Source organism: Nostoc sp. JL34, from assembly GCF_017114945.1.
Taxonomy (GTDB): Bacteria; Cyanobacteriota; Cyanobacteriia; order Cyanobacteriales; family Nostocaceae; genus Nostoc.
Map to the genome: position 1 here is coordinate 23,213 of NZ_JABXKQ010000088.1, position 12,375 is coordinate 35,587.

Annotated in this window: 11 protein-coding genes; 7 read left to right on the forward strand and 4 right to left on the reverse strand. The window is 42.8% G+C overall.

What is annotated here, in order from left to right; all coding sequences use genetic code 11:
* The first annotated feature begins 356 nt into the window (after nt 1–356).
* Both HWQ44_RS16650 and HWQ44_RS16655 read left to right on the forward strand, forming a co-directional pair.
* Nucleotides 357–533 carry a hypothetical protein gene (locus tag HWQ44_RS16650; RefSeq protein WP_292720546.1) on the forward strand — a complete coding sequence of 59 codons (177 nt, stop codon included), beginning with the start codon at nt 357–359 and terminating at the stop codon, nt 531–533.
* The gene (locus tag HWQ44_RS16655) at nt 530–3,982 is read left to right on the forward strand and encodes a plasmid replication protein, CyRepA1 family (RefSeq protein ID WP_292720549.1); all 3,453 of its coding nucleotides are present in this window, start codon (nt 530–532) and stop codon (nt 3,980–3,982) included. Before HWQ44_RS16650 ends, HWQ44_RS16655 begins: the two co-directional genes overlap by 4 nt.
* Nucleotides 3,983–4,084: 102 nt before the next feature.
* Here HWQ44_RS16655 and HWQ44_RS16660 read toward each other — a convergent pair whose 3' ends face one another.
* The 4 genes from HWQ44_RS16660 to HWQ44_RS16675 form a co-directional block, all read right to left on the reverse strand.
* On the reverse strand, nt 4,085–4,747 hold the full coding sequence (locus tag HWQ44_RS16660; protein ID WP_292720572.1) for a site-specific integrase: 663 nt from the start codon (nt 4,745–4,747) through the stop codon (nt 4,085–4,087).
* 1,318 nt (nt 4,748–6,065) lie between these two features.
* On the reverse strand, nt 6,066–6,299 hold the full coding sequence (locus HWQ44_RS16665; RefSeq protein WP_292720552.1) for a hypothetical protein: 234 nt from the start codon (nt 6,297–6,299) through the stop codon (nt 6,066–6,068).
* A gap of 73 nt (nt 6,300–6,372) precedes the next feature.
* Nucleotides 6,373–8,682 carry an ATP-dependent RecD-like DNA helicase gene (locus tag HWQ44_RS16670; RefSeq protein WP_292720554.1) on the reverse strand — a complete coding sequence of 770 codons (2,310 nt, stop codon included), beginning with the start codon at nt 8,680–8,682 and terminating at the stop codon, nt 6,373–6,375.
* Nucleotides 8,683–8,991: 309 nt separating this feature from the next.
* Nucleotides 8,992–9,384 carry a hypothetical protein gene (locus HWQ44_RS16675; RefSeq protein ID WP_292720557.1) on the reverse strand — a complete coding sequence of 131 codons (393 nt, stop codon included), beginning with the start codon at nt 9,382–9,384 and terminating at the stop codon, nt 8,992–8,994.
* A gap of 202 nt (nt 9,385–9,586) precedes the next feature.
* On the opposite strand from HWQ44_RS16675, the gene HWQ44_RS16680 reads away from it, so the two are divergent.
* From HWQ44_RS16680 to HWQ44_RS16700, 5 genes are all read left to right on the forward strand, one after another.
* Nucleotides 9,587–9,814 carry a hypothetical protein gene (locus tag HWQ44_RS16680; RefSeq protein WP_104899588.1) on the forward strand — a complete coding sequence of 76 codons (228 nt, stop codon included), beginning with the start codon at nt 9,587–9,589 and terminating at the stop codon, nt 9,812–9,814.
* A 209-nt stretch (nt 9,815–10,023) separates the two neighbouring features.
* A complete protein-coding gene (locus tag HWQ44_RS16685; protein ID WP_292720564.1) occupies nt 10,024–10,335 on the forward strand; it encodes a hypothetical protein in 312 nt (103 codons plus the stop codon).
* 78 nt (nt 10,336–10,413) lie between these two features.
* Entirely contained in the window at nt 10,414–10,863 is a 450-nt protein-coding gene (locus HWQ44_RS16690) for a hypothetical protein (protein WP_292720565.1), read from the forward strand.
* Nucleotides 10,864–10,865: 2 nt separating this feature from the next.
* Nucleotides 10,866–11,204 carry a hypothetical protein gene (locus tag HWQ44_RS16695; protein ID WP_273770085.1) on the forward strand — a complete coding sequence of 113 codons (339 nt, stop codon included), beginning with the start codon at nt 10,866–10,868 and terminating at the stop codon, nt 11,202–11,204.
* The gene (locus HWQ44_RS16700) at nt 11,198–12,250 is read left to right on the forward strand and encodes a hypothetical protein (RefSeq protein WP_292720571.1); all 1,053 of its coding nucleotides are present in this window, start codon (nt 11,198–11,200) and stop codon (nt 12,248–12,250) included. The genes HWQ44_RS16695 and HWQ44_RS16700 overlap by 7 nt, the downstream gene beginning before the upstream one ends.
* Nucleotides 12,251–12,375 lie beyond the last annotated feature (125 nt).

A 12,375-nucleotide genomic window follows, 5' to 3' on the forward strand; every position in this document is an offset into this window, starting at 1 on the left:
TTCATATTGATCTAGAGCGGGTTTGATCTCGAAGGAACAAAAGAAGTTGTCGCTAAAGTTTGGCCACTGGTGCGACTACTAAATTGTCCGAGAGTTTTTACCGCGCTACCAGATCCATTATAGGGTCTGCCGCCTGGAAAGTCCATTCCCTGCGGTGTGTTTTTGCTGTCGAAATTCATAAATTTTAGGTAAAGTTAAGTTTGGTTAAGAAATATCCCGAATTTTGTAGTTAAAAGCAGTAGTAGCGCGAATAATAGTTACCAGTTATCAGTTGGGAGTAGAGTCCAAGATTAGATAACTGATAACTGATCCAACCCCCTCTGAACTTGTCAACCGAGTTATCAGGGGAAAATATCATGACAAACAGAGAACGCCCCAAGAGCGCAGTGTTAGAGCGCATGGGGTCGAGTGCAGCTTTCGCACGGCAATTTTGTGCTGTGACGAAGGGAAATTTTCGGAATATTCAGGCTAGAGCAAGAGTTTCGCAGCTTGAAAGAGTTCTCTCTAAGGAATTCCGAGGGGAGAACCGATGAATGCCTCTCCAACTGAATATCCAAACAATCTCACGGCAGCGGAATACCATGAGTTGTTAGCTGGTAGCGCCATTCATCCGGCGTTGATTAAGTGCAACTTTTTCCATGTAGAGGGAGAATCAGTTTATGATTTCCTGTTCATATCTGATAAAATCCCACGTAAGAATGCGGGTCGGGTAACAGATGGATACATAAAAATGTATCAGCATCTATTACTGGGTGGGACGTGGATTCAGTCACTTGACCCGTTTAAAAACTGGCAACCAATGGAGTGGGGGCGGATCAAGCCGAACTTTCCTCGCATTGATTGGCAAAAAGGGAAACCCGTCAAATACGAGTCACCCCCCAAAACCCCCAACCGCGTTACCTACTTTGATGTCGCTAACCCCATCTGGGACAAAATAGCAAAACGTTATTTAATTAAGCGCTATCATTCACTTTTAGCATTGCGCTTACTGGATCAACTCAATCCACTAATATTTTGGGAGTGGATAAAGCAACACCCAGAGATTCCGATTATCTTATGCGAAGGGGAAAAAAAGGCTGCTTGCTTGCTTTCATTGGGGTTTGTAGCGATCGCACTGCCGGGAATTTGGAACGGGCGCGTGGGCAAACAGGATTTTGATGAACGGTTGCATCCTGACTTAGTACCAATGGCTCAGGCGGGACGCAAGTTCATTATTTTATTCGACTACGAAACTTCTTCTAAAACTAGGTGGTCGGTGTTTCAAGCCACTGTTCGCACTGCAAAAGCAATCGAATCGGCAGGTTCTGAATGTGAAGTTGCGCTGTTGCCGGGGCCAGAAAAAGGTGTAGATGATTTCGTGGTAGCCAGGGGTGAAGATGCCAATGCTCTGCTAACTGCAATTATAGACGATGCTAAATCACTAAAAGATTACCAGCGCTCATATCGGGCTAAGAAATGGGGACTTAGCAAATACAAACCAGATGTCACTGTTAATGTCAAGTATCTTTCTGAGGCTTTGTGCATTCCTGAACTTGAAGAAAAATGCTTGAGAGTGCCTGAGCTTTATGAGCTTGAAAAGGAACAACTTTTCACGCCATCTATAAAAGGACATTGGAGAAAGAAGGAGTCTACGGATTCTGGCGGAGTTGATTCAGACAAATCGAAGAAATCCCCTACCTTCAATTTCCCAAAATCAGGACTGGTCGTACTCTGGAGCGACATGGGTACAGGGAAAACTGAACTTATGCGCTGGTGGCGTGACCAAAACCCCGACGCGCGGTTCCTCAACAATGGGCATCGCGTAAATTTGCTGAAAAATCTTGCCGAACGCTTGCAGACGGCGATGTATTCAGACTTGGGTTACACAGGTTTACCCCAGGCTCAAGCCCTTAGTATTACTATTGACAGCTTGCACAAACTTAATACTCAGTCTCTCAGTTACGGCTGCATATTTATAGATGAAGCCTGCCAGTATCTCACCCACTTACTACATAGTAATACTTGCAAACAACACCGTGCAGCAATCCTAGAAGTACTGGAATATATAGTATACAACGCGCCGTTAGTGGTGATTGCCGATGCACACATGGATGATTTAACGGTAAACTTCTTTCTTGCAATGCGACCAAAAGGTGAAGTCCCGTACATTATCAAAAACGAGTGGCGAAACGGGGAGCGCACAATTTATTGGTACGAGGGGGATAATTCAAGCGCCATAGTCGCCCAAATCTCGGCAGCGCTGATGCTTGGTGAGAAAGTCATGGTTGCAAGTGACAGTAAGCGTTTCATCAAAAAACTCGACAAATCCTTTACTATCAAGTACGAAGAATCTAACTCCGAAAAATCACATACACAAAAAAAATGTCGTATCTGGTCGGTTCACTCTGACAATTCTGGCAGTGATGAGAATGTCGCTTTCATCAAAGATATCACCAACGCCGTCAAAAACTTTGATGCCTTGTTCACCTCTCCCAGTCTCGGTACTGGTGTCGATATTTCTGAGTATCATTTTGACTTAGTGTTTGGCGTGTTTCACGGCGTAAGCCAAACCGCTACTGAGTGCGCTCAACAACTGTACCGTTATCGTCCAAAAGTCCCGTTTCATATTTGGGTGGCCCCGCGTCCTCCCTTTGGCTACCAAGATACAAACGCATCCAAGATTAAAGAGCGCTTGCTCCAAACCAATGAAATGACCGCTTTTCTGTTGCGGATTGACAGAGAAACAGGCAAGCGAGGCGCAGAGAAAGATTGGGCGCTTGAGGCTTACTGCCAAATTATGGCTAACCGCCACTATTCTCTCAATAATCTGCGTGATGATTTGCGATCGCTCCTCACCGAAATGGGCAATACCTTTATATATGTGGGCAGTGATTCAGATCCTCAATCTCTTGAAAGTCTTAAAGCAGCAGCACAAGCTTTGGATAGTGCCCACAATTCGGCTGTTGCCAGGGCTAAGAATATTACTTTGAGCGAGTACCGTGCCCGTCAGAGCAAAGATTACCTTGACCCTAATGAAATTTTTGAATGTGAAAAGTTCCGCATTTCTGATTCTTACGGCATCGAAGTAACCGAATCACTCGTAGAAATGGATAAAGGTGGTCGCTTAATTAGAGCAATTGCTGGACTTGAGGCCATTTTAGCCCCACCCGAAGAATCGTTTACTGACCCCAAAACTGGGCAAAGTTATCCTACGCCACCAACAATTGTCACCCAAAAAGACCGCACCGAGCGCGACAATCTCCCTTTGTGCATCGACTGGGGCAATTACTCGGCACGGTGGCTTGCTAGATTTAATCTGGGGCTGCATCAAATTCTCACTTCTTTAATGAAGGGTGATGAAGTTACTGCCGACGATCCCACCTTACTCAAGATGACGGAGATCGCTATACATTGTGCTGCTCACGTCAAAGCAATTCTTGGGTTTACTATTCCCCTAGACTGTAAACCTATTTGGTTGCTAGGCACTCTTATAGAGCAGCTGGGGCTAAAACTGACTTTCCGCAAGCAAGGTAAACGGGGGCAACAGGTGAAACTTTTCTCTTTATCTAAAGAGGAATTAGAATTTGCAATGCATGTGATTGCTCATCGCGTGGAAAAGCGTAATCAAAAAGAAAATCGAACCTATTATGCTGCTCAAACCCCTGCTGCGTATAGTGTAAACCCCAATCAGCAGGCCGTATCCACACCCTCCCCTAATGCTATAGGGAACTCCCATTGCCAAGGGGAGGATACTACCGCATTTGAGTCGCCTCCGACCGAGCGCACTACCTTACTCCATTGTGTGGAAATGCTACGCTCTGGTATTTCTCGTGGAGTGGACGCAATTAAAGGCATTCTCAAGCGATGGGTTGAGGATTTGCGTTGGGAGACGGTGCTGGAACTTGAAGCGATCGCAGCGAGTGAACTGCGACTTGTGGAATCTCTTGTCCCGGAATTTTACAGCTTGCTAAGTGAAGAGGTGTTGCCGATGGAGGGGGGCTAAACTTTCGTCATAACTAACCGCATCCTTGAAGTAATTTCTACTTTTGCTTTCAGCAATTGTGCTGATGCTGCTTTGCTAAATCGATTTTTTGGTAAAATGGGGTCAAAAGCTTTCATGCACTGAATTATCGGTCACTTCGACAAAGACGGGTTTCCCGAAGTCGTCTGACGAAAGCGGAGCAAGTAGTGCTAAAGATGATACCGCTCCCAATATTTGATCCTCTCTTACCTCCAGGTACTTGTACAGCTCGTCCAACGTGCGATGCCCAGAAATTTCCTGAATCACTCTTAAGGGAATTCCGGCATTACTCATCGAGGTGAGTGCTGTGCGCCGAAAGCTGTGAGAGCTTACGCCTTCAACTCCTACTTTTTTGCAAGCGACTCGCACTATCCACAGTGCCGAATCCCGGTGCAGGTGGTTATTGGCTCTTGAGTGGTCAGCATTTCCAGGGAACAACCAAGGAGAATCATCACGCGGTTTATATGCTTGCAACCTGACTCGCAATTCTTGAATTACCGGGATGGCACGGGTAGCCAGTTTCCCTTTCGTGTTGCCTTTGCGAAAGATGATTTTGGCTCTGACTTTTCCTTTGGCATCATATACGTCGCGCTTAAGCAACGTTACTGCTTCATTCACCCGACACGCTGTGTAAAGCATCACCGCAAACAGCGCTTTATCTCGCAGTGAATCCACCCCCTGCGAGAACAGAAGTTGAATTTCCTGCAAAGACAAAATCTTTGCTCGACCATGCCTATCAATTTTCAAGGTTGCTGCCCCATCAACACCCCGCCCTGTTCTTATTATCCCAGTCCACGAGACAGGTTTTGCCAGGGGTGCAATTTTCACAGTTATGCAGATGAGCAGTATGGGGTTTTTCAGCAATTAGCGGAATTACTGTGAATATTTAATACCTAGTGTGTGGCGAAGATGGCTGGTATCTTTTTTTTGTGGTTCCCCCTAAAAATACACCTCTAAAAGAAAAACCTAAAAATAGGTGAAAAAAAATAAACTAATAATGACTTTATAGTTAATAAATGATGCATTAGGTCAAAGAGCATACCCCTAGCATTTGAGTATACAAATATTACAGGTGTAGGTTTGGGTTAAAGAAAAGGGGCAAAGGTGCTTATTTTAAAGAACTTGTACAAAATTTCCCCCTGCTTCTGTTGCTTCAGTGCCAAATGAAGCCTTATCCGAATAACCCGCTATTTAATCGCTATCACGCCATAAAACTATAGAGTCATTTTTAGTTTATTTTTTTGAGGGTGGTTTGATTGCTACAGAAAAAATTCTTCAAGAAACGGGTAAAACTTGCGTGCCAAAAACTCAAACTTTTCTGCAATTGATTCCGAATTTGTCCTGAATCAATTTTCAGGGTAAGGGAGATCCAAATAATAAAATGCTATGAGCCTAGCTTTCGCCCCGTTCGCGAGTGCATCTTCCTTTGGGAGAAGGGCGAAAGCGTCAGAAATATAGTTGTGTAGCCAAAATATCCTTGATACGGTGAAGCAGCGCGGTCTTCTCCCAAAGGGAGAGGCTAGCGCCAAGGGGGTTTCCCCTATGAGCGACTGCACCAAGCCCATAGGGGCTGGGCATTTTATTACTTGTAAGTGCCTGAACGCCAAGATGCTCCCTAATGGGCGAAGGAACTTTAGGTGATTGCGAGTTAGTTTATGATGTCGTAAATTACACAGTTAAAAATACAACTTTAACATGGAATGAAATTCCTGTGCTGTATCATGATACTTTATCTAGGTAAAAAAATAATTTGATGGTAGGTTCATTTAGCCTATTTACCTAGATGAGTATAATGCAGAAAGTTTTACTGCATAGCGATGCCTACAGTAGTGATAATTGCGTAAGGCAAGGTGTTTTATATTATAAAAAATAAAGTAATACAGAGGGCATAAGGGAAGGCACAGACATCCTTTGGCATGGTGGTCTGCAAATTCCCGCTCTTTTTAACACCCTTGATCTTGGCTCATCTCATATAAAGGATTAGTTTTTGAGAATCATAATTAAGTTTTTGCCGACCATTGGTCGGCAAATTGCGATGCCGAGCAACCAACGATATTTTAATTTTTTAAAATGTAATTATTTCACAACCTTCAAGCAATTCGTCATAAACAGTTAGTTGTTGTGTTTTTAAGTGGTTTGGCAATGAATCATCATCAAAGGTCAAAGTAACAATATGAGTATTTTTGAGACTAAGAGATGATTTGCTGATATCGGTTATTGCCGCACTCATGCCGCTTCGAGTACCGATCAGATACTTCACCGATTGCCCGATCTTTAACTGTGCTGCTGGAATAGCCATAGATTTTAAAAGTGTACTTCAAGAGTAGTCTGGTTGGATGCGACCGTTGTTCTCATTTTGGGCATGGGTTTTATTATTGGAGCAGAACTGCGTCAATTGCTGAATCAATCAACTCAATTGCGGTAGTTTCATAGTGATAAGTATTAAAGCGAAACTTCCCGACAAGTTCGGGCTGTTTTGAGGGACGATAACCATACTTGGATTCATACATTTGTAGTGCAAGACTACCAATAGTAGTCATCTGTCCTTGTGTTGCAGTCAGTTGACGTTGTTGTAGCCTAGAAGCGACAGTAACAGTAGGGGAAGATGTTGTTGTACAAGTGGTTTTTCTGGTGTTGCTCAAACTCTGCCAGATTTCACTAAGTTGCTCAACAGGTGAAATGAGGAGATTGGTTAGTCCAGTAAAACGCTGGGCGGGTTTATCAGTAGCGACAGCAGTTTTCAATGCTTCATGCTGTCCAACTGCGATGAATGTACCCATTGCGCGAGTCATAGTCGTGTAGAGCAGCTGACGGGTTAACATCCGGTAATTAGCCCTGACCAACGGGAAAATCACATAAGGAAATTGGCTACCTTGACTCTTGTGGCAAGTTATACAAAACGAGTGCATAATTTGCTCGAAGTCTCCAGGATAATAATTAACAACTGCGCCGCCCTCCCAAGAGATCGTAACCAAAAATTTTTCCGGCTCCACAGCAATAACCTGACCGATCTCGCCATTCATCACAGGCGGGACAGTTTCATAACGGTTTTTCAGTTGGATTACGCGATCGCCGACTCGGTAGACAACCGACCCAGAGACAACTTGTGGTTGATTTTCAAGTTTTGGATTAAAGATGGGGGCAAGAAGCAGATTGAGATTGTGAACTCCACAGTCTCCTTGTTTTTGGGGCGCTAAGATTATTAGTTGTTGATTTAAATCAACACCTGACTGGCCAATAGCTTTAACCAACTCAACGATGGCTTGGGAGGTCGCTTGGGGCGAGTCTTTTTGAATCATTGCACAGTCACCGACATCCATCCAATCAGAAACTTGATTAAAATTGTGCAGTGTGGGGACTATGCCAGAATTGACATCATTAGCTGCATAGATAATCGGGCTTTCGTGCCGTTGGCGATAAATCGTCTGTAAGAAAGTTGTTGGCACGAGTTCAGAAACAATTAAATCTCGCAAGACCATTCCTGCGCCAATACTGGGCAATTGATCAAAGTCCCCTACTAGTACAATTCTGGTTTTTTTGGGCAAGGCTTTGAGTAGCGAATTGAACAGAAATATATCAACCATTGAAAATTCATCAACGATTAGACAATCAAGATTTAGAGGATTATTCTCGTTATAAAGAAAAACCGCATTGTTTCCCTGCCATTGCAATAAACGGTGAATAGTAGTTGCTTCAATGCCTGTAGCATCTTTCATCCGGTTAGCAGCTTTCCCTGTTGGAGCGGCAAGTGCGATTGCTTTATCAGTATGCATGAACCATTCAACCAAGGTTTTCAGTACATAAGTTTTCCCTCGACCAGGGCCACCAGTGATAATGCTAATTGGATGTTTGGCTGCCATCATCAAGGCGCTGATTTGTTCATCACTTAAACGTGAAAGTTGGCGATAGTCAGTAGTTTGGAATTCGGCTAACCAGTGTTCTAAATGTTCAGTGGGGTGAGTCGGTTGGTCAAGGAGAGCAAGAATCTTCAAAGTCACAGAAAGTTCAGCCCGATAAGCAGCTTTGAGATAAACACTATTACCAACATCACCCGAAACTAAAGTCCCCTTGGAGAGTAACTGTTGAATGATTGTATTTAAAAATTGAACATCGGGCGTATGCTGTGGTGAAGAAAGCAGGTCAGTGGCAATACTTACTAATTGCTCAAACGGTAAAAAACAATTCCCTTCACGCAAGCCGGATTTTAAAACATGGATTAAAGCTGAGATATAACGAGTATCGCTGTATAGTGGGATACCAAGAGATATTGCTAGCTCATCAGCAGTCTTAAAACCGATGCCATCAATATCATCAATTAATCTGTAAGGGTTGTTCTGAAGTACATTTGCAGTTTTGTGTCCGTAATAGTCACAAATTTTCAAAGCTAACTTCAATGAAGTTCCCACAGCCAAAAGTTGGGTAATCACTCCCAAGTTCGGATTCTTTTTACTCTCTGACCAAGCTTTGGTAATACCATCAATCCGATATTGAGTTAGTCCGGGAACAGTGTAAAGTTTTTCGGGGTTGTTATCTAATATCGATAAAGTCTCACTTCCAAAGCAATTGACCAAAGTTTGAGCAGTTTTCTTGCCAATCCCACGAAATAGTCCACTTTCTAAATACGCCTCGATTTCCGGCAACATCAGAATCGGAAATTTTTCGACTTGAAGGAGCCTGATCATGAGTCAAAGAGTAGTTGAGAGATTCTGTTCTTCTACAAGGGTAGCTCTAAAGCTAACTCATTGTCCCAAATCGAAAATCCAATTAGCTTACTAACTCTAAAGAATATCCTTGTGCGATGAAAGCTGTTCATGGGCTAGAGCCTAAAATGGATGTGAAGAAATGTTTCTGTTAACGTCATCAAATTTAGTTCAATACAAGGTTTATTCATCTGCTAAGTTAATGGCAGTTAAGCATAATGGTTTTGGTAAGAATGGATCGGGTATTGTGTGGGAATTTAACGAAAATACGGGATTATGTCATCTGGGAAGTTAGTCGGGAGTATCCAAATGTTTTTTCAAAGTGTAGGGGCAATCAGGAGTTTTGATTCCACTGGCGTAAGGTAATTTATAGGATGCCCAAAGCTGCCACCGCAAAACATCGACTCCAATAGTTGAACTACCGAATTGTACTCGAGAGTCTTTGTCTGGGTTTTGTATAACATTTTTGGTTATGGTATTTACCGCTTCTATCTTGAGATTATTTGGTATGCCCATTAGTAGTTTTGTAAGCCACTGTTTGATTTGTAGTGACTGTAGCCAGTCTTTGATTTGGTCATCAGTGGGAGTTAGGCGATTGGCTAATAGCGTTGGATTTTCGTTATCTTCATTAACTTGACTTTTGGGTTGAAAGAGTTGCTGAAAATTAGGATCTGTGTTGGACATAAAATTGATTGGTTAAAAGAGAATATCTCTATTATAGATAAATTGGATAAATCCGATAATAGCTAATATGTTTTATCAAGATATTAAGATAAATAAATATAATAAAATTATTTATCCTCTGACACGAGATTATAAAGATTTGACTAATTAATTATGTTATAAATATTAAATAAGTTCCTTATGCAAGTATCAGATAAATACTATGCACCCAATAGAGTTTAAGAAGAAGTGGAAATTAACCTACCCCGAACTTTCACGCATTTTAGGATACGCAGATTTTACTGTTCGGAGCTGGGGTCTAGAAGGAAAAGCGAAACGAAATCCCCATTTTGTTGTCTACCAACTTTGCGCCCTGTTAGATGAAAAATGGATAAATCAAGGTAAAGTTCCAGGACAAAGACATCTAATTTCTGAAATGCTTACTGGGTAAAGAAATTACCGAAAATAGCTCACATTCTTGAAGAAAGCAGATACTTTAAAAGCGAAAGGCTTTTATGTTTTGTAAACAAGAACCACTCTCCGGCTAATACTCCGAACAGCGCCGCATAATTTTCTCTATTTTTGCAAATGCCAATTACCCGCCACGAAAAAGGCGGGTATTTTATGTATAGTTAGAAGTTCCAAGAAGTTCTCAGAGTCATGGGGATAGGGAGGTTTACCTGGCAAAATGAAGAACTAACAAGACCAGAAGTTGCGGCGATGTTAAAGCCAAAGGTTTCTGCAAGACAACTACAAGCATATTTGAACATAGCTCGGAAGTACTTGCCAGAGTTCAAGAAGTTCACCAACAAAAAAACAGGTGGTCTAGATGGCTATGCAAAACTATACGAGTGTCACATTACAGTACTTCAGGAAATTCGCTCACTAGCTAGGGAACATACTTTAGCTGACATAGAAATTGAATTTCAACAACGAGCATTAAACAAGTCAGAAGTGGGAAGTTGGAAGTAGATTTTTTGTTACTTCCAACTTCGGTAATAAGGTGATTTTTAGATTTTTCCTAGAACAATGAAAAAAGGAGCAATTTTCTTGGCATCTAATAATTCTGTGCGAAGAACACAATTTCAAGTTTTGGCTAAGGCTAGCGCGGCGATTGGGCGCAAGTATCAGCATCACATTTACGCGGCGGGTACAGCGACAATCATTGTCATGCAGTCAATGCCCTCTTATGGGTGGGGCTTGTTCGATTCGGCCCAGGTGGCAATGACTTGTATGTTCGGCGGCGCTGGTGGTATTGGTGGCGGTGGTGCGGCTGGCGGCGCGGCTGCCATTCAAGCACTTCCGGCAGTTATAAATGCAACCATCACAGTGCTTTTGTTTGTATACTTTGTGGCTTCTGGGCTTAAGGTTGCCAACGGCATTGGTGAAGGACAGGAAGTAACGCAGATGGTTCAACAGCCCGTAGGCGTGTTTTTCATAATCCTGGTGCTTTGGATTGCTCAAAGTATCTTATTTAACGGCGTTACAGCCGCTTGTTAGTGATGAGCGAGTACAATAAATCGCCCATCAAACGGGTGAATCAGTCACTTGGTCAAAATGCAACAATCGGCATTTTTACTGGCTTTCAGTTTGCAGTCGCCTTGTTTATGTTTGGCGTGGGCTTCATCATAGCGATTATGTTTGGGGCAGGAATAGTTTGGGGACTGCTGGCTGGTGTTTGGTTGAGTGCTACGGTGATAGTTTTATCTGGGAAGCGTCCTTACTTGTTCTGGTCAAGAGTGTTCCCAAGCGTTCCAGTTTTCACTCGTGGCTATGTCAGATATTCTTCGCCCCAAAACAAAAAAAGGGCGGGTTCAAAGGGGATGCCTAAACTATGGTAAAAAGCAGCATTCGTAATCAAAAAATAGTACCCTTTGAAGACTTTCTAGACCTAGCAACTTTAGTGAAATTGAAAAAGGGTAACTATGAAATTGGGGCTTACTTGTTGAGCAAAAAACAAGTAAGCGATACTAACAACACCCTGCAATTAGTATTCGGATATGAATGCACTGGCTTTCACCCACTGTTTAATTCATCAGAGAGACTAGAGGCGATGGTCAAGGCTTTTGAGAACGGCTGTAAAGAGTTCTCCGAGGGTGAGAAATTCACCTTTCGTTGGTCTTCGTTTTGCGATGAAGACAAAGTGATTGAAAGCTATCGCCAGAGGCTAGCTAGCCCTGTATCTTCTGAGAGTGAGTTTCTTGATTGGGGGCAAGTTGCCCGAATGCAGGAACTGACGCGTAATCATCAGCGCAAGGATATCAAGCTTAGTATTTACACGACTTTTACTGTCCGCCCAGGAGGAACGGAAGGTGGTGACGCGGTAGATAGAGCAATAGTTAAGCTGGCGAACTTTTTACAGCGCAAATTCACGCCAACAGGCGCGACCGAACTCACTCTTCAAAACTTAATTCAAGTTCTTGAAAAAGCGATAATTGTCTCTTTGCGCCATCAACAAATACTATCGGAAATGGGTTTATTTCCCTCGCCCAAATCAGACAAGCAATTGTGGGGCGACCTAATTTATAGAATGGGTGCGAAGGCTGTAAAAGTGCCCCATACCTTGGTTTATGATACTGGTGAATTAAGGGAGGAGATTAACGAAGCCACGCCCAACCCATCGCGGTATAACGACCAATTGCACGCGACATCCGTACTTTTGAATAACGGTATACCCTACGCGGACAGACGCTGGGTATGTTTGCCCCACCAGAGTACTGACAAAAAGAAGTATATCGGCGTAATGACGCTTGCCCAAAAACCAGAGGTATTTGCTTCAACCTATCAGCAAGTACGCTTTTTATGGGACGTATTTTCACGCGAGGTTATTTATGATGTTGAGATAATAACAGAGATTAGCCCAGCCGATCAAAAAATGATTAAGTAGGTGGGCATAAAAAAACCAGACTATGTAAAGATAAGTAAATACAGAGAATGCATCGACATGAGGTGACTTATATATGGGCGCTCGTTTAAGAGTATTTCTAACTCGTGAGCAAGATCAAACTCTGT